Consider the following 17,546-nt stretch of genomic DNA (forward strand, 5'->3'; position numbering starts at 1 on the left):
CGTCGTGCACCGCTGTACGAAACCACCGCACCGCGAGCAGTACTCGGATCCGGAGAAGCCGATCCTGCGCGTCGGCGGGCGCGCCGGTGAACGCCGGGCGGTCGACGAACGCGGGGCCCAGCAGCAAGACGAGCTCGTCGGGATTGGTCGTCAGGAGCCGAGCCAGCCCGACACCGTCGAGCTCGCCCGGAACATCAACGTGTGGAAGCCATTTCAGCCACGACCAGTCGGGGCCCTCCAGGTCGCGGGCGACCAGCGCCACCCCCAGCACCGTCGGGTCGTGCCACGTCACCGCCTGGGCGATCCAGGCGCGCATCGCCGCCCGCGCGTCCTCCGCCTCACCCAGGACCGTGATCCGCGAGACCTTCGTCAGGTCGATTCCGGTCGGCACGTCCCGCACGATGCGGTGGGTGTCCAGCAGGCTGCGTAATGCGCTGTGCGACACCGGTTCCAGGTCGATCTCGTCCGCGGTGTCGTTCACCCGCAGCGCGGTGCTCAGTGGTACCTGGTGGCGGCCGGCCCGCAACACCAGGAAGTCCGGGTCGTGCGGGTCACGCTCCCACTGCCGGCGCGAACCCGGCACGCTCGCCAAGGCCCTCGGCTCGGGGTGCGACCACTCGGCCGCCGCCCGCTGCTGGGCGGCGTGGGTGCGGATGTTGTCGCGGACCACCGACAGGTAGCGCAGGTAGTCGGCGCGTTCCGCGTCGACCTCCTCGGTGCGCGTCTTGTTGTCGTTGCCGCGATACATCGCAGTGGCCGCGAGCAGCAACACGAACGGGAAGAACAGCGTCTGCGGAGAGATCAGCCGCATCCCGGTGGCGAACAGGGCGACAACCATGCCCACGATCAGGATCACCAGCACATAGGGCATCGCCCGGCGCAGGAACGACGGCGGGATCACCCGCGGCAGCTCGGGGGGCGCCTCGATGTTGATGGTGCCCTTGCGGGTGACCGGGGGCGCCAGCCGGCGGCGGGCTTCGAAGATGAGTCGGCTCATCGGGGCGCTCCCTCTGCTGATGCCACGCGGCCGGGCTTGCTGTCTGGTGCCAGCCCGTCGTGCGCCAGCAGCGCGTCGGCGCGCGACAGCGCCGGGCCGCTGGCGAACAGTGACAGCACCGACCATGGGACGGGCACCGCCGGCTCGCTCAGCCCAAGTGCCTCAACCGTTTTGCCACGCCCGGCGGCCGAGTTCTCCGCCTCGTTGTCGATGCCGTAGCGAACGCCGGTGTCGGACACCCAGAACAACGATCCAGTGCCGGGCGCGCCCGCGCCGCCGGTGACGGTCTGGGCGAAGTAGCCGGTGCCGGGCGCCAGGGCGACGCGGGTGGCGGTTGCCGCTGAGGCGCCGACCAGGTCGACGGTGCGGATCGATTCGGGCACCGGCAGCGCGGAGCCGGACAGCAGGCTCAGCGAGCTGGTGGCGGCACCGGCCGGCTTGCTCCAGTAGGCGCACGTGACGGGATCCTTGGCCGCGTCGACGAGGCTGACCTGCTGGTCGGGGTAGCGCGCGGTGTCCAGCATCCGAGACACCGGCAGCTTGGCCACCGCATCGGCACCCAGCCGCGGCGGTTGGTCCAGGCCGTAGGAGTTGGTGTTGCGCAGGATCGCCGCGAGTACCGGGGAGATGGGCTGCAGGCCGTCCGGCAGCACCGCGTAGTAGCGCGCCGCGCCCGACGAATTCTGGTCCAGCGCATAGGACACCACGACCGCTCCGATCGGCGCGGGCACGCTGAAGCCGGCCGGCGCACCCGCGTTCGGGATGCTCGGTGCCGCCAGGGGCGGCGCCTCGGGGATCGCGTTGAACAGCCCCAGCGCGATGGGCCGAGGCGCGGGCACGTCGGAGTTGTTCACGCCCAAGCCAAGTGCGTTGGTGACCGCGTGGTCGGCCAGGTTGATCTGGCTGCGCCTGCCGTCCCAGAGCAGCCAGGTGCTGTTGCCGCTGTCGACCAGGATCGCCTGTTTGGCATCGAGTTTGGCCGCCCGCGCGCCGCCGCTGTCGGGGCGACCCGCGATCACAGTGACACCGGTGCTGTGCACGGCGTGCGCCGTGCCGCCGATGCCGTCGCACACCGTCCAGTTGGCGTCGCGCGTGGTGTCTTGCACCATGCGTTCCGGCGCGCCGGGAATGCCGATCAGGTTGCCGCGCGGAAACCGGTCCAGTTCAGTGCTTTTCACCATCGCGGGATTCACCGGCTTGCCCACGATCAGGCGGGCCGACGTCAGGTTGAGCACCGGGTGCAGCTGGTCGCCCACCCGCACGTACAGGGCGGCGGTCGATCGATCGGCGAGCACGGCGTTGGTCCCCGCGGTCCCGTTGGGCCGAATCAGCGAGAACACGAAGCAGCCCGCCAGGCCGGTGGCGAGCAGGACGACGCCCATCAGCACCGCGCGCGACTGGGTGCGCAGCGGGTCGACGAGCATCCTGGTGTCGTGCAGGGCGATGCCGGAAGCGATGCGCCGCATCACGAAGCGCCAGCCGGTGACCTGGTGGCGGGTGACGAACCCGCGGCGATACTCGACCTTGTCGGGATTGTCGTTGACCGGGGTTCGCGAGGCGAACGAACGCCGTTCGTCGGCTTCAGGATTCGTCATGCCGGCACCGACAGCCCGAGGCCACGCAACAACGGCTCCACCGAGTTCTCGACGTCTCGGTCGGTTATCGTCATCAGCTCCTCGTCACTGAATTCTCCCGTCCCGGCGTGATCCGAATGGTCGAGCCGGAATTCTCGTTCTTCCTCGGAGCGTTCGACGATGTTGCGGACGAATCGACCGTTACCCGCGATGTCCAGGTTGCGCCGCGAGATTCCGTTGGCGTCCGGCGTCGACTCGGTGGCCAGCCTGGTGAACAACGCCTCCATGTGGTCGAGCGCGGCCTGTTCGAAGACGCTGTCGCGCTGTTCGGCCATCTTGGTCGCGATCTCGACGAGCTCCGACGGTGCGTAGGAAGGGAAGTCGATGTTGCGGGTGAACCGGGAACGCAAGCCCTCGTTGGTGTCCAGGAACTTGTCCAGGTCGGCCCGGTATCCGGCGATGATGACCACCAGCCGGTCGCGGTCGTTCTCCATCCGCGCCAGCAGGGTATCGATGGCCACCAGCCCGAAGTCGTTCTTGGCGCCCGTGGCCACCAGCGCGTAGGCCTCATCGAGGAAGAGCACCCCGTCCAGCGCGCTGTCGATGATCGCGTTGGTCTTGGCCTCGGTCTCACCGATGTGCTGGCCGATCAGGTCGGCCCGGTGCACCTCTCGGATGTTCTCGCGCTTCAGAAGCCCAAGGCCGCAATAGATCTTGGCGACGACACGCGCGATGGTGGTCTTACCGGTGCCGGGCGGCCCGGCGAAGACGAGATGGTGGGCGCGCTGCGCGACGGCCAGCCCACGCTGCTTGCGCACGAGTTCCATGGCGACCGAGCTCTTCAGCCGGGACACCTGGTTCTTGACCTCGTCCAGGCCGATGAATTCGGCGAGCTGGAGCTCGGCCTCGTGCAGCAACACGGACTTGCGCTCGTGGGCGGCCGGGTCGACGAAGTCCTCCGCGCTGGGCTCGGTTTCCGGGTCCCAGGGGTCGGTGCGCGCCTCGATCCGGGCCGCGGTGGTGGTCACGATCCCAAAGCTGGTGTCGGACAGGGCCTGTTCGACCTGGTCGTTTTCCGGGTGGGCCGCATACAGGTCCTGCAGCACTTCGCTCGCCGACTCCTCGTCGACGTGCGCGCGCAGCACGAGCGCCTTGGCGAGCGTCCCGTCGACCGCCGCCACCGAGACGGGACCGTCGGGCTCCTCGAGGTACGACAGCGCCGGCGCGAACATGCCCAGCCGCGCCAGCGCGGTGCCCAGGGCGATCTTGGCCGCGTGGGAGAAGGCCTCGTCGAGGTCGGCGTCGTTGACGACCGGCGTCAGCAACTTGACCACGTCCGACCACCGCTCGGCGCGGTAGTGGATGACGACGGCAACCCATCGGGCTTCGCGCCAGTTGGGGCGCCGCGCGGTCAGGCCGGTGACGATCTGGTCGGCCTCGGCGAACCGTCCGGCCTCCCCAGTCGAAGCCAGGGCCGCCGCGTAAGCGAGGTGGAAGTCGTCGGAGGTGGCGGCGCGGAACTGCAGATACAGTCCGGTGTCGTAGCGGAACCCGAGCGCCCCGGGCGTCAGGTCCACCTTGCGCTGCAACGTACCGGCGGTGATCGCAGTCTGCGACACCGCCTCCAGCACCCGCAGGGACACATCGCCGGCGGCCGCCAGCCCGGTCCAGGCGTCGCACTGGTCGTGGGCGATGCGGGTCAGCGCGGTGAAGCCGGAACGCGCGGCTGCGAGGTCGGCCGGGCGCTGGCGTTGGTACACGGAGATGCCGAGGGCGCGGCAGCAGGTGGCGAACCGGCTCACGACGTCGCCGTCCACCCTGACGTCCGCTCGAGAATTGACGGGTTGAGCCGCCAGCACGCCGGTGTCACCGAGTTCCACGGCCACGTCTTTCCATTTGTGTAGCCTCCCCTAACTTGACCCGCCTGAAGTTAGCATTGCATAAGCTAAGTGTCGAGGCACGAGCGCCCGTCCGACTCACCACTCCACTCCCCGTTCGATGCCGCTAATGAGGGTGCTCACCAGCAGAATCGGCCGCAATTACGGTTGATCTGCCGCCGCTGCAGGTTGGCAGGCCGTTGTCAGCGCCTTCTAGGCGGCCGAGCTTATCGAAAATCATTTTCATTATCAATCTTGGGGGTCCCCCGCCGCGCCGGTCGCCGGACAAGCCAGTAGTCGTACGCCACCCCTGAAAAGTTCCGGCCTGGAGCGGGCGCCCCGCTAATCCGGCTCCCAAGAGCCCGGCAGCATGGGCAGTGTCGGACCGCCGCCGAACCCGTCGCCGTCCAGCGTCGCCAGGCCCGTCGCGTCGGCGCCGCCCTTGCGCGCCGTCCCGGCGAAACCCAGCGGCCCGGCGCCGCGCTCCGATGCGACGGACGACCACGCGTCGTCGAGCGGATCCTCCGCTGCGTCGCCATCCGGCTCCAGGTCCACGAACTCGTAGCCGCGGTAGCGGTCTTTCATCGCCGCCCGGCGCCGCCGCCTAGCCCGCTGGGCTTCCCGCACCGATGCCGATGCCGCAGCGGCGGCCGCGACCGCATCGGGCTCCGGCGCCTTGCGTTGCGCACCGGCGGTGGCCCCCGAGCCGAAACCCGCGGTCGGCCCGCCGACCAGGTAGGGGAAGGCGGCTCCCTCTCCGCCGGTGGCCGGTGGCGGCGAGGGAGCTGCGGTTGCCGGGGCCGCGGCCGGCGCGGGTGATGGAGCCGCCGACGTCGGGGGAGAAGACGGCGCCGGCGCCGTGGCCGGGGCGGCGGCGCTCGCAACGACCGGAGCGCCCCCGCCGACGGGCGCAATAGGTCCAGGGGCCACCGGTGCCGGCCCGGCCACGGGAGCAGGGGCCGGTTGGATTCCGGCCATCAGAATCAAACCTGCTATCCCCCCCGCAAATCCACCCGGCACGATGAACGGAACGGCGGCAAGCTGTGGGAACGCCTGAAGGGCCTCGCCCACGTGGGTGAACTCGTCGGCGATGAGTCCGGCCGGCCCGAAAATGTCTTGTATCAAATCCTCGATTGCGTCGGCCGGGTCCGTGGGAAACTCCGCCAAATCTCTTTCTATGGTCTGGAAAATCTCGGTGAATCGGTTGATCCACCAGCTCAGCTGGTATGGGTTACCACCGTCGTTGTCGACGATTCCGTCATCGTCACTGTCTTGCCCGCCGTTGGTGGCCTGCACGATCTGTGGCGCGGGCCCGGTCTGCGGCGCCGACGCCACCGCGGCGGTCGAGACCGCTTGGTATGTGGACATCGTGGTGGCCGCCTGTACCCACATCCGCGCGTAGTCCGCCTCGTTGACCGCGATCGGAATGGTGTTGACGCCGAAAAAGTTCGTCGCCACCAAGGCGCCGTGGATCGTGTGGTTGGCGGCCAGTTCCGGCAGCGTCGGCATGGCGGCCAGCGCCGCCGTGTAGGCCGTGGCCACGGTCTCGTGCCGGGCGGCGGCCGCCGCGCTGTCGGTGCTGGCCTGCATCAGCCAGGCCAGGTAGGGCGCATGGGCGGCCGCGTACTGCTCGGCGGTGGGCCCCTCCCAGGCGCCGGCCTGCGTCGCGGCCAGGGTCGCGGACAGCTCGTCCGCCGCCGACGCGTAGGTCGTGCTCAGCGAACCCCACGCCGCCGAGGCGGCCAGCAGGCCCGCCGGGCCGGGACCGCTGCTCAGCTGAGCCGAATGGACCTCCGGCGGGGAAGCCATCCAGACCGGCGCGGTCATCCTCGGCTACCAGCCGAGCCGTCGATCAATGCGCGTAGCGGCATGCCAGGACTCCTCGCCGGGCTGAGAGCGACGTCGTCCGGGCTGTTGGGCGACGCACGGATGAGCCCGGTAGTAGTCGGGGCGCGGCGCGCAAAAGTTCCGGCGGGCGCTCAACTCATGGAAAAGTCATTGAAAGCCCGGCGGCTCCCGGCCCCCGGCGCTCAGCCCTTGACGGCGCTCATCAGGGTGTTACGCGAGACCATCGACCCGGCATCCGAGTCGGGTCCGGGCACCGGCCGGCCGTTTTCCCGAAGGAAGTCGGCCAGCGGGGTGCCGACCGCGCTCCAGCCCCGGTCGCCGAACCATTCGGTGGCGGGCGCGATCCGCTCGTTGTAGACGAGCTGATAGAAGGGCCGCTCCGCGCCGGCGGCCATCGCGGCCCGTTCTTCCTCGCGTTTGGCCTCGAACTCGTCCTGGTCGAGCGGGGCACCGTCCTCGACGGCGACGTGGCTGCCCGCGGCGGCCAGGTCGTCGATGCCGGTGAACAGCTGCTCCTCCGCGGCGGCCGGGAGGTAGATGAGCAGGCCTTCGGCGATCCATGCCGACGGCTTGGCGGGATCAAAACCGCTGTCGCGCAGCGCTCGCGCCCAGTCGTCCCGTAGGTCCACCGCGATCTCGCGGCGCTCGGCCTTCGGTTGCGCGCCGTGGTCCGCGAGCACCTGACGCTTGAAGTCGAGGACCTGCGGCTGGTCCAGCTCGAAGATCGTCGTTCCGGCCGGCCAGTCCAGGCGGTAGGCCCGCGAGTCCAGGCCCGCCGCCAGGATGACCACCTGACGCACGCCCGCGGCGGCGGCGCGGCGGAAATACTCGTCGAAGTATTTGGTGCGGGCGCCCTGGAAGTCGACGAAGTGCGCGCCCCAGTCCGGGGTCTTCAGCTGGTGGTCGGGGGCCTTGCCGTCCAGGACGTCGGCGGCCCACCCGCCCACGGCGCGGCAGAACACCTCCGCATAGGGATCGACGGCCAGCGGGTCCGGCTTCTGCGCCTCCAGCGCTCGCGCGGTCGCCACGAATAACGCCGTTGAACCGACACTTGTTGTGATGTCCCAGGTATCGCCTTCGCTACGCATGAATTCGACATTACCGGCGCCCGGCGGCGGGCGGCCGTGCCGCTTGGTGGCAGCGTCGACGATCGCCGCTGGGGAGGCTTCCCCCGGACCTATCCTGGTTAGGCAGTTGCGCCACCCACCGGAGGGAACATTGTGAAGTTGGCCGAGGCGTTGTCACTGCGGGCCGATGCGTTGCGCCGCATTGAGCAGTTGCGCACACGCATCGTGAGCAATGCCCGCTATCAGGAGGGCGAAGAACCCGCCGAGGATGCGGCAGCACTGCTCACTGAAGTCGAGGGCGTGCTCGTCGAGTACGAAGCCTTGATCCGGCGAATCAATCGCACGAATGCGGCGACAACGATCGGCACAGACGGCACGCTGACCGATGCGTTGGCCCGCCGGGACGCGCTGCGCTGGCGTCACCACGTTCTCAAGAGCGCAGCGGACGCGGCCGCCGGGATCAACCAGCAGGGTTATTCTCGACAATTGCGTTCTGAGCTAAAGATGTTGTCCGCCTTGACCGTTGCCGATGTGCGTGCTCAAGCCGATCAGGTGGCTCGTGAGCTTCGTGAGCTCGACGTGCGGATCCAGCGATCGAACTGGGAGGTAGACCTGTTGGAGTAATGAACCCGGGTGTAGCAGGTAGGCGTCGCGGAGGCGCGCACGAGCCCTGGCCGGCGGGTCAAGTCCGGCCTCTCCTGGCGCACGGAGGGCAGTGCAGAGGGTTCGACTCCCTCCTCACACCGCAGCCCCGCATTGCGCACAGGTGACAGGGCACAGCTCACAGCACATCACCGCGTGTGGATCCGTGACGGCGAGGGTGGGCACGGGGCATACACCCAGCGGTTCGAACGCGGACGTTGGCCGCGGTCTGCATCGTCAGCGGATTTGGTTGCCGAGCTTGGTGACCAGCGCGGTGTTGAGGTAGCTGGTGGCCGCGGGGCCGCCGGCGTTGAGCGCGGCGATGGTGGCGGGGTCGTCGACGATCACGAGGGTGCCGCCGAAACTGCCGTATCTGGCGGGCAGGCCGGCGTATCCCCCGCCGCCGGCAGCGGGGTCGGTGCGCAGCAAGAGCATGACGTCGCTGCGTTGAGCGGCATAGGCGACGTCGTTGATGTCGAACGGGACTTGTGCCGGGCCACCTGGGCTGCGCTTGTACTGAGTGTTGTAGGTGAAGCCGATGCTTTCCAGGTAGCCGCTCGGCGGCGATGGGGTCGCGGCGGCGGTCGTGGCGGTGCCGGTGTAGTTGACCACGACGATGGATTTGCCGGAAAAGGCCCGATACTCGGAACGGATCGTGTTCTGCTCGGATTGCGTCTTGTCGAGCAAGTCTTTGGCTGCCTCGGTGCGACCGAGGGCGGTGGCGATCCAGTTCAGCTGCGTCTGCCAGGTCCAGCCTTCGGGGTTGTCGGCAGGTTGGGCGAGGGTGGGCGCGACGGCCGCCAAGGAGTTGTAGGTGGGCTGGTCGATATCGCCGGTGTCGATGATGAGGTCGGGTTTCGCCGCGGTGATGGCGCCGGTATCGGCCGCGGCGAACACCGGTGGCGATGAGTGGATCAACGGTTGTAACCAGGTCGGCACGGTCGCGTTGGCGGCGTTCATCAGGACGGGTTGGACACCAAGTGAAAGGACCGCGTCTGGATCGCCGGGGCCCAGTGCGGCGATAGCCACCGGCCGGTGCTGCAGTTTGATGGTGCCGAACTTCGTGTTGAGGGTCTGTGGCTGATAAGGACCCAAGCTACCGCCGGTGCGGCCGAACAGGTGAATTCCCAACACGATTGCCGCGACCAGCACGGCAACAACGGCTGTCGCGGCGACGACGAGGCGAGTGCGTTTGCGGCGCTTGGCTTTCCCTACAGAATCGGGCGGGCCGACTGGGGGCGGCGAGGGAGGAGCGCTTGAGAATTGCTGGTGCGCAGCGTAGTTCGGGTCCCACACCGGGCCGAAGGCCGCCGGGGTGGGCGGGACGGTCGGTGGATAGGTCACGGTGGGATTGGTCGGGTTGCTTGCTGGTGGCCCGGCGATCGGAGCCGGCGCGGAACTGTTGGTCAGCGCGGCGGCGGTGGCGACGGCCAGCGCGCCAGCGGTTTGGAAGCGCTGGTCGGGATCCTTGGCCAGCGCGCGGGCGATCACGTCGTCGATCGCGGGCGTCAGGGTGGGATTGATTTCGCTGGGGCGCGGCACGGGCCGCATCAGGTGTCCGGCCAACATCGCCGACAAGGAGTTGTCCTCGTAGGGCGTGCGGCTGGTCAGCAGCCGAAACAGAGCGCATCCCAGCGAATAGATGTCGCTGCGGTGGTCCGCCGGCCGGCCCTCGATGGTTTCCGGGGCCGCATACGCAGCGGTGCCGACCATGGAGCCCGTCGCGGTCAAACTTGTGGCGTCATCGAGGGCGCGGGCAATGCCGAAGTCTGCCAACAACACCCGTTCGTGGTCGGTGCCCGGCGCGGAGACCAAGAAGTTGCCAGGCTTGATGTCCCGGTGCAATACCCTCCGCGAGTGGGCGTAGTCGAGTGCGGCGGCGACGTCGGTGATGATGCGCACGATGCGGGTTCCGGTGAGGTTGGCGCGGTCCAAATCGTTGGCGGCGGTACCTTCGACGTACTCCATGGCAATCCACAGCTGTCCGTCGTCGGTTTCGCCGCGGTTGTACACCCGCACGATGTTGGGGTGGTTCAGCGTGGCGGCCAGGTCAGCCTCGCGGGTGAACCGGACTCTGAATTGGCGGTCCACAGACAGCTCGGCGGACAGGATCTTCAGAGCGTCGTTGCGGGGCAGCGTGGGGTGCCGGGCCAGATAGACCGTGCCCATGCCACCCGAGCCCAGCACGCCCTCGATGCGGTATCCGGCGATAACGGTTCCGACAGCAAGAGGCATTAGGGGCTCATTTCCCGGTCAGCAGGCGATATTGGGCGGCCATCATCTGATGCAGCGCGTTCTCTTGCTCGCTTTGCATCTCGTAGGCGTAGCGATCCGCGCGGGCCACGCACCAGTAGCCCAGCGTTTCGTTGAAGCATTTCGCCTTGGGCATACCGCTGATTCCGCCCACCTGTTGCGGCCCGGTCATATCGGCGACGATGCGCGCCGCCGCCCCGGCGTCGGGGGTTTGATAGACCCTGGTTTCGAGGACGTACGCGACCTGCTGCACATTGGCGGATTTGAATAAGGCTTGTAGGTGGACCGGGTCGCCGGCCTCCAAGAGCAGCGCTCCGTGCGCGTCATAGATGCCGTCGTTGATCGACTCGTTTTCTTGTCGGGGCGGCACGGTGCGTGACATCAGGCCGTCGGGATCCAACGGCAGGTGTGCTATCTGATCCGGCGGGGTCGGCCTGAAGCCGTCGATCAAGGGCTGCTGCAAATCCAGTGCGGTGGCGATCGATTGAGCCGCGACATCAGCCCTGTCGGCCGATGTCGCCGTTTGTGCGAGCACGTACCGGCCGTGGGCGGTCAGGGCGGTCACCGAAAACCGTGGACCGCCGGGTGCTGGGTATTGTGCGGTCCACTGGTAGGTCAGCGCGGCCGTCTCCGGGTGACGCGGGATTGAAAACGGTTGCGTGGGAATTGGTTTGGTTTCGAAGGGCATGGTCAAGGTTGCGCCTTTGGCGACCATGTCGGCGACCGCGGCTGTCGCATCGGCCGGGCTGCCCAGTTCCAATACGATGTTGAGCAGCCCTTTGTAGGCGCCTTTTTCGGTGTGGCGCGAGCCGGAAAACCCAGCCACCAGGTTGCGGCCGTTGAGGCCCTCACCCATTGGACTGCCCAGCAGGGCGTTGACCGCGTCGGTATCTTTGACCACGCCGGAATCGATTTGCGCGTAGTCGATCAGGTCGGCGTCAACCTCCCAGGGACCCACCACCGCGCCGGCCAGGCGGCGCCCTTCGGCCCACCCGCCCCGCAGCGCGTCGCCGGCGACGCCCAGCGGCGGGCGCGGCGTGGTGGGAAAGTTCCCGGCATCGAGCAGGGTGAGGTCGACGCCGTCGGAACTGTCCGCCCCGGGTGCTTTCACAGCGGTCCCCGCAATGGTCGTACTGCAAGCCACCGTCGCCGCCGCGACCGCGGCGGCGAGGGCCCACAGGCGGAGGCGGCCCCTCATGGCGCTGTCAACATCAGATATTGGGCGGCGACGATCTGGTGCGCCTCGACCTCTTGCGCGGCAGTGGCTTTGAACGCGTAGCGGTCGGCGGTGGCGATGCATAAAAAGCGCACTGCGCTCAGCTCCGTGCTGTCGGGGCCGCGGTCGAAGCAACGCGCCGATGGCAGTCCATTGATGCCGGGGGCGGCGTGGTAGGCCAGGAAGGGCACGTCGATGCGGGCGAGCCCGTCGGCAGCCCGCTGGGCGCCGGTGGGATCGACCGCCTCGTAGACGGTGGTGCGGTCGGCGGCGACGTGACCGATGCCCGCGTCGCTGTACATCGCTTGCGTCGCCACGGGATCAGGCCGAAAATGCAGCGCGCCGTGCGGTGGATAGACCGCGGCCTGGTTGACGCTGGGATCGGTGGCCGGCACGGTGCGGGCCAGCAGTCCGGTCGGGTCGGCGGGCAGGGCGGCCAGCTGGTCTACCGGTGTGGCTTGGAAGTGGTCGGCCAGCGGGCCTTGCAGGTCCAGGGTCTTGGCAATCATGTCCGCGACCGCGTCCGCGCTCTCTTTAGAGCCGGCGAACTGGAAGAACACGTACGGGCCGTGAGCGGTGAACGCTTCGGCTTCGAAGCCTCCGGACAGCGGCGCCACGTTGGCAACTGTGTTGGGGTAGTGCGGGATTGACAACCGGGTGGCCGGGATGTCGCCCGGCCGGACGGTGGCCATGTCGGCGGCGTGCTCGGCCGCGGCGGCGTCGGTGGCGTCCTGTGGGCTGGGGAAGCGGAACACCCCGTTGTCCAGGATCTTGGGTTTGTCAGTGGGCGGTTGACCGCGTGGAGGCGGCGGGGTGACACGCCCGCTGACGAAGCCGGCCACGAAGCGATGCGCGGCGGCGATCGCGGCGATCGAATCGCCGCGCACCAGCGCCGAGAGCCGCCCGGGCTCGGGAAGCGCAGTGGTGGGCGCGATTTCGGCGCTCAGTGGACTGATCAGCGTCCCGTCGACCTGCCAGGGTCCCGCCACCATGTCTGCCATCCGCTGGGCTTCGACGCGGCGGCCGGCTGCGTCGTCGGCAACGGTGCCCAGCGGTGGACGCGGTCGACGCGGGTAGTTACCGGGGTCGAGCAGCGCCACGTTGGCCCCCGCGGGCGCCGGGCCGCCGGACTTGACGGCGCTGCCGGTGACCACCGTCGAGCAGCCGGTGCCGAGGGCGATCACCGCGACCGCCGTGGCGATCAGCAACCGGGCCGATCCGTCGGGAGCGGTCGCGCGGCGCGTGCCCATCCCCCATCCCCTATCCCTCATTTCGGCGCCCGCTGCCGGCCACCTGTGGCGTCCCCGACCAGACCAGCAGAATGGTAGTTGCTACTACCAGCGCATCAGATCCGTTCACTGATTTTGCCCATCATTGCCCGGGCGCATCACTCGCGTTCTCACCCGGAGCGGGTGGTGACGCGCTCGGCCATTCTGGTGGCGATGGTGATCGCTTGATCGGTGCGGTTCGCACCGCAGCTGCGCACGTCGATGACGATGTTGTTGCGTGCGGTCAAAGCCCGTTGGCACTGCCAGCCCCCACCGCCTTCTTGGGTGTTGGTGATGCTGATCATGCCGTCATGATTGGTGGTGGTGCCCGCTATCCAGATGCTGCCGGGGTAGCCCCGTTCCGTGAGGTGCAGGGTGGCGCCATTGCATTTGGGCCAGGCCAGGGCTTGCTTGGCCGCGAAGTCGTTGGCCGCCTTGGCGGTGGCGAAGTAAATCGCGGCACTGTGATTGCGGTGCCGGGCGCCGTCGCGGTCCTGCAGGGACTGCGTTCGCACCCCTATCCAGCCGCTGTTGTCAAGCTCTGATTCCATTGCCGGAGCGTGGATCTCGCTGCATTCGGGGCGGTCGGTACTCACGCCGCTGTATGCGTAGTCGTCTTTGCCATTGTCGTCGGGCTGAGGCGCGATGTCTGTCGCACCCTCAATGCTGTTGATGGTCGCAACATCCAACATCAGCCCGGGCAGCGCCGACAACGGCACCGTCGGAGCCTGGGGTGCCGGGCCCGGGTCGATCGGCGGCGCGGAGGTGACGGGCGCGGGCATCACTGTCGAGCTCTCGTCGGGGCTGCTGGCGACGTTGATCATCAGACCCGCACACACCACGACGACCACGACTGCGGCCCCGATGGCGACCCGGGCCCAGGTGGGCTGGCCGCGTCGGGGCCCCGGGGTGGACGAGGGCCGGTAGCCGGGGTTTGGACCCCAGGTGGGCATTCCGGGCGGCGCGCCGGGCGCGCCCGCATACCCGAAGGGCCGGCGGGGCAAGACGGTGGTGACCTCGTCCCCGCGCCCGGCCACGACCGGCGCCGTCCGCGCAGGTCCGTAGGCGCCGCGCGGTACCGGCGGGGCGTTTCGCGGTGCAGGGTGTGTCGTGTTCGTCGGCGAGTGCGGGTGGTGGGGCATCGGGAGTCCTTCGGGGATGACGAGGTGGTGCTGCATGAACCGAATTGAAACACAGCGCTGCACCTGATGCAACGTTTCTAACCGTTGCGCTGCTGCGGTTTCGCTGCTAGCGTCTGCGTCATACCGGACGACTGGCAGGAGGACCCCGACATGAGGGCTGTTTCGCAGCAACACCAAGCTGGACCGATAAGCGGCACCCCCGATCGGGACAGCGCCCGACGTCGACCCCGCTTCGCGCCCGCCGTGCGCTGGGCAATCCTCGCCGCGGTCGCCTCAGCTCTGTCGCTGAGCGGATGCACCGCCACCACCACCGGGCACCCCGCGGCCGCCCCGGACCTCGGCCGCTGGCAACCGCCCGCGATCCTGCCCCAGCACCTCGCCGATCTGCTGTTGAAGGAAGACGACGTCAACGCGATCGCGCACACCACCGGCATGACGGTGCGTAAGCCGGTGACGCGAATGTGGCACGACGACGAGATGGTCTCCAACCCCGGCTGCCTGGACACCTACGCACCCGCCGAAGCGACCGCTTACCAAGGCAGCAACTGGACGGCGGTGCAAGGGCAGATACTCGATGACGCCACAGCCGTAGCGCGCGAGCATGCGCTGCTGCAGGTCCTGGTCGGCTTCCGTGACGCCGATTCAGCCCAGCAATTCTTCGGTAAGTCCAAGACAAGCTGGTCTGGCTGCGCCAACCGGTCCATCACCGTCACTCCGCCCGGTCACGCCCCAACCACCTGGGGTCTCGGCGAACTGCAGGCCACCGACACCTCGCTGGCCATTGTTCAAACCCAGCCCAGTGGCCGCGGTCCGATCTGCCAACGCGCCATCGGGCTGGTCAACAACGTCGTCATCGACACCCTGTGGTGCGGGTTCGACACCACCAGCCAAGCAAGCGACATCGTCGCTAAAACCAGCGCCGCGATCTCACAGGCCTGATCCGCCCCTCCCGACCGCCCTTAGCAAGAATTCGTGAAACCCCCACTTCCCCAACCTATTACGGAGTAGCCATGCCCCAGCCACAACCCCACTACCAGCAGCCCTACGGGTACGCTCAGTCCTATCCCCCGGCCGCGTGGCCTGTCCACGGACCCGCACACGCGCCGACGCACTGGGGGCCGCGCGCCGGCTACCCACCCCCGCGCCCCACCGGCAACCAACCGCTCTTCCGGGTACGGATCAGGAAACACACCGGCGCGATCATCCTGATGTTCAACCAGACCTATACCGTCACAGGAACTTTTGCCCAGTGCGAAGCGGCACTGCACGACGCTCTATTGCATAATCTGCTCGCCGGTTGGTGGAGTTTGGCCTCCGTCTTGGGCTGGAACTGGTTTGCCTTAATCGAAAACCACAATGCACGAAAGACTTTGCGACGCGAGGCCGCCCAAGCCTTCGGCGCCGCACGCCCGGCTCCCTGGACGCAATCCCCGGCGCCGCCCCCCGCGACACGCGGATAATCCGCGCGCCGGTCGCACTGCGGCGCGTCAACCGATCGAGAGCTGCGCGATGAGGTTTTCGATGGCCCGGGCGGCCTCGGGGGCGATGATGCGCTCCGATTCGGCATCTTCGAGGACGGACGCCGGCAGTCCCGCGCCATTAGCCGCCTCTTCCAGGCTCAGTTCCGCCCGGTGACGGGCGCCGTAGAGCCGCTGGCCCAAGGTGGCCGCCGGCGAGCGCGCCGCGCGCATCATCAGGTCGTTATAGCTGCGCCGCACACTGCTCAACGCCAGGATGACCGCTGGGCTGCCTTTGGCGTTGCGGGCAGCGCTCGATGCCAGCCTCTCGAGCTTGCGCAGATCGGCCAGGATATTGGTGGCCCTGGGGGTGAAATCGGGATCGGTCGGCTCGGGCAATCCTGAGACGGCGGTGATGAGGGTGTGCATGGCCAGTTCCACCGTCTCGGCCATCAGCGGCGCCTGAATCGAGTCGGCCAATACCTCGGTGGCCTCGTCGCGGCGAGCCCCCACGGGTGCCCCGGCTCCGCCGGCGCCGCCGGTGGGCACCGGAACCGCCCCGCGCCGGATGCGCGTGATGTGGCCCGTCGGCCATTCCAGCACCTTCTCCAGCCGCTCCAGCGTCGAGCGACGCGGCCAGCTGCGGCCCTTCTCGAAGTTGATGAGAGCGCCCGCGTTGATGATTCCGTCGCGGTCCAGGCTGCGCTGGGAGATGCCCAGCTGCTGGCGGCGCTCGGCGACCGCGCTGCCGGCGCGTACGACGCCGGGGTCGCTTTGGCCCTCCCACCATTGTTCGTCATCGGCTTCGAACGGGCGCACCACCTGGGTCGGCTCCTCGCGCGTCACTTCCGACGGGCGCTGCGGGATCAGGGTCACGGCTGCCCCGTCAGGCGCCCCCAGACAGATGGTGGTGACGCCGGTGATCAACACCGAATTGCGGCGGATTCCGTCGACGAACATCCCATTGCCACTGGTGTCGAAGGCCTGCCAGTCGTTGCCGTGCGGTTCGAGCCGGACGTGCCACCCCGCGACCCTCTCGTCGTCTACCTGAACCGCGGCCCCGGCGTCCCTACCGATGACGGCGACGCCGGCCCCGGGGTACAGCGTGTGCGTCGCATGCCCGACCCGTACGGTCAGCGCGGTCGTCGGTTGGCCGGACGTCAATTGTCGCTCCTCGCTCCCGCGTGGGTTCACTGCTGCGGTAGGACCCAATGCATTGCTGATGATGCTACATCTGCTTTGTGTGCACTCGGCTGGAAGAAATGCCGCGGCCCGTCTCGTATGCGGCCTTCTTACAGCAATTCCGCGCAGCTCAGCGGGTCCGGTTCCAGCGGCGATGGATGGCCGACCTCGCCGCCGGCTCGCCTGTGCCGGTGGCGACCAAGATGCGTTCGGTCACTGGCGCACCGTTTATAACCGTTGCGATCCGCTACTGCTTCGGTTAAAGTTCAAGCATCAGCCGACGCCACACCAAGCTTTGGGAGATGAGGTATCCGATGCAGCGACAGCCGCCCCCGGCGCCACGGCAATGCCCCCAGCGACCCGCCGGCATGCCGCCCGTCCCCCCTGGGCGCTTCGTCGATCCGCCCACCGTGCCTCTGCCCCGCCCACACCCCATTCCCATAAGGACCCCGCACGGGCCATTCCCCTACCCGCATCACCAACGGCCCGCTGGTGGGGGCTTCTGGCCGCCGGCGACGCCCGCTCCACGCGGCGGACGTCGGTCGCTCTACCTGGGCTCAGCGATCATGGTCGGCGCGGTGGCCGTGCTCGTCGCGGGGTTCTGGGCTCCGGGCTTTTTCGTCACCAAACAGCTCGACGTCACCGCCGTGCAGGCCGGCGTCGCGCACGTCTTGTCCGACCCAGCGGGTTACGGGGCCAAAAACGTCAGCGACGTCACCTGCAACGACGGACAAAATCCGACCGTCACCAAGGGTGGCTCCTTCACCTGCCAGGCCACCATCGACCATCTCAAACACCAGTTCCTGGTCACCTTCACCGACGACACGGGCGGCTACGAAGTCAGCGCCCCGAAGGGGACGAAGGTCTGAGATGCGAAGGGCGGCAACCCGACCGGTTGGGCATTTCGGCGCACCGCCCTACCGCGTGTCGCCGCGAGCATCGGCTTCCCAGGTGCCGGGAACCATGGGAACCGTTGGGCCGCCACCGAACTCGTCACCGGCAAGCGTGGCCAAACCCGCCGCC

13 protein-coding genes and 1 pseudogene are annotated in these 17,546 nt (G+C 68.4%); 3 read left to right on the top strand and 11 right to left on the bottom strand.

What is annotated here, in order from left to right; translation table 11 throughout:
• The 5 genes and pseudogenes from A5709_RS18725 to A5709_RS18745 all read right to left on the bottom strand — a co-directional run.
• Positions 1–997: pseudogene (locus A5709_RS18725) on the bottom strand (type VII secretion protein EccC); the annotation flags it as partial.
• Positions 994–2,592: a type VII secretion protein EccB gene (gene eccB / locus A5709_RS18730; protein ID WP_067947806.1), complete on the bottom strand. Its 1,599-nt coding sequence runs from the start codon at positions 2,590–2,592 to the stop codon at positions 994–996. The pseudogene A5709_RS18725 and the gene eccB, both read right to left, overlap by 4 nt.
• Positions 2,589–4,451 carry a type VII secretion AAA-ATPase EccA gene (gene eccA / locus A5709_RS18735; protein WP_068121562.1) on the bottom strand — a complete coding sequence of 621 codons (1,863 nt, stop codon included), beginning with the start codon at positions 4,449–4,451 and terminating at the stop codon, positions 2,589–2,591. The genes eccB and eccA overlap by 4 nt, the downstream gene beginning before the upstream one ends.
• Positions 4,452–4,790: 339 nt before the next feature.
• Positions 4,791–6,275 carry a PPE family protein gene (locus tag A5709_RS18740; protein WP_068121547.1) on the bottom strand — a complete coding sequence of 495 codons (1,485 nt, stop codon included), beginning with the start codon at positions 6,273–6,275 and terminating at the stop codon, positions 4,791–4,793.
• Between the two features lie 203 nt (positions 6,276–6,478).
• On the bottom strand, positions 6,479–7,384 hold the full coding sequence (locus A5709_RS18745; RefSeq protein WP_068121552.1) for a class I SAM-dependent methyltransferase: 906 nt from the start codon (positions 7,382–7,384) through the stop codon (positions 6,479–6,481).
• 132 nt (positions 7,385–7,516) lie between these two features.
• Here A5709_RS18745 and A5709_RS18750 point away from each other — a divergent pair, with 132 nt between their 5' ends.
• On the top strand, positions 7,517–7,987 hold the full coding sequence (locus A5709_RS18750; protein ID WP_067947812.1) for a DIP1984 family protein: 471 nt from the start codon (positions 7,517–7,519) through the stop codon (positions 7,985–7,987).
• A 255-nt stretch (positions 7,988–8,242) separates the two neighbouring features.
• Here the strand turns inward: A5709_RS18750 and A5709_RS18755 are convergent, their stop codons facing one another.
• The 4 genes from A5709_RS18755 to A5709_RS18770 all read right to left on the bottom strand — a co-directional run bounded on the left by A5709_RS18755 (position 8,243) and on the right by A5709_RS18770 (position 13,920).
• Positions 8,243–10,240, bottom strand: a complete 1,998-nt coding sequence (locus tag A5709_RS18755) for a serine/threonine-protein kinase (RefSeq protein WP_068121554.1) — start codon at positions 10,238–10,240, stop codon at positions 8,243–8,245.
• Between the two features lie 7 nt (positions 10,241–10,247).
• A complete protein-coding gene (locus A5709_RS18760) occupies positions 10,248–11,369 on the bottom strand; it encodes a hypothetical protein (protein WP_231987008.1) in 1,122 nt (373 codons plus the stop codon).
• Positions 11,370–11,452: 83 nt separating this feature from the next.
• Complete coding sequence (locus A5709_RS18765) at positions 11,453–12,724, bottom strand: hypothetical protein (protein ID WP_082974178.1); 1,272 nt, start codon at positions 12,722–12,724, stop codon at positions 11,453–11,455.
• Positions 12,725–12,873: 149 nt separating this feature from the next.
• Positions 12,874–13,920 carry a sensor domain-containing protein gene (locus tag A5709_RS18770; protein ID WP_082974182.1) on the bottom strand — a complete coding sequence of 349 codons (1,047 nt, stop codon included), beginning with the start codon at positions 13,918–13,920 and terminating at the stop codon, positions 12,874–12,876.
• Between the two features lie 114 nt (positions 13,921–14,034).
• Between A5709_RS18770 and A5709_RS18775 the strand changes: the two genes are divergently transcribed.
• Complete coding sequence (locus A5709_RS18775; RefSeq protein ID WP_082953357.1) at positions 14,035–14,823, top strand: sensor domain-containing protein; 789 nt, start codon at positions 14,035–14,037, stop codon at positions 14,821–14,823.
• Between the two features lie 548 nt (positions 14,824–15,371).
• Here the strand turns inward: A5709_RS18775 and A5709_RS18780 are convergent.
• Complete coding sequence (locus tag A5709_RS18780; RefSeq protein WP_082974258.1) at positions 15,372–16,505, bottom strand: helix-turn-helix domain-containing protein; 1,134 nt, start codon at positions 16,503–16,505, stop codon at positions 15,372–15,374.
• A 596-nt stretch (positions 16,506–17,101) separates the two neighbouring features.
• Here A5709_RS18780 and A5709_RS28915 point away from each other — a divergent pair.
• Positions 17,102–17,392: a DUF4333 domain-containing protein gene (locus A5709_RS28915; RefSeq protein ID WP_231972055.1), complete on the top strand. Its 291-nt coding sequence runs from the start codon at positions 17,102–17,104 to the stop codon at positions 17,390–17,392.
• A gap of 48 nt (positions 17,393–17,440) precedes the next feature.
• Here A5709_RS28915 and A5709_RS29285 read toward each other — a convergent pair whose 3' ends face one another.
• Positions 17,441–17,536, bottom strand: a complete 96-nt coding sequence (locus A5709_RS29285; protein ID WP_369827376.1) for a hypothetical protein — start codon at positions 17,534–17,536, stop codon at positions 17,441–17,443.
• Positions 17,537–17,546: the final 10 nt, after the last annotated feature.

Origin of the sequence: Mycobacterium sp. E1386 (assembly GCF_001672745.1) — a bacterium.
GTDB lineage: Bacteria > Actinomycetota > Actinomycetes > Mycobacteriales > Mycobacteriaceae > Mycobacterium.

Bases quoted from the DNA above. Each gene is read 5' to 3' on its own strand.
- eccB (WP_067947806.1), bottom strand. From the start codon at position 2,592: ATGACGAATCCTGAAGCCGACGAACGGCGTTCGTTCGCCTCGCGAACC.
- A5709_RS18740 (WP_068121547.1), bottom strand. From the start codon at position 6,275: ATGACCGCGCCGGTCTGGATGGCTTCCCCGCCGGAGGTCCATTCGGCT.
- A5709_RS18745 (WP_068121552.1), bottom strand. From the start codon at position 7,384: ATGCGTAGCGAAGGCGATACCTGGGACATCACAACAAGTGTCGGTTCA.
- A5709_RS18755 (WP_068121554.1), bottom strand. From the start codon at position 10,240: ATGCCTCTTGCTGTCGGAACCGTTATCGCCGGATACCGCATCGAGGGC.
- A5709_RS18765 (WP_082974178.1), bottom strand. From the start codon at position 12,724: ATGGGCACGCGCCGCGCGACCGCTCCCGACGGATCGGCCCGGTTGCTG.
- A5709_RS18770 (WP_082974182.1), bottom strand. From the start codon at position 13,920: ATGCAGCACCACCTCGTCATCCCCGAAGGACTCCCGATGCCCCACCAC.
- A5709_RS18775 (WP_082953357.1), top strand. From the start codon at position 14,035: ATGAGGGCTGTTTCGCAGCAACACCAAGCTGGACCGATAAGCGGCACC.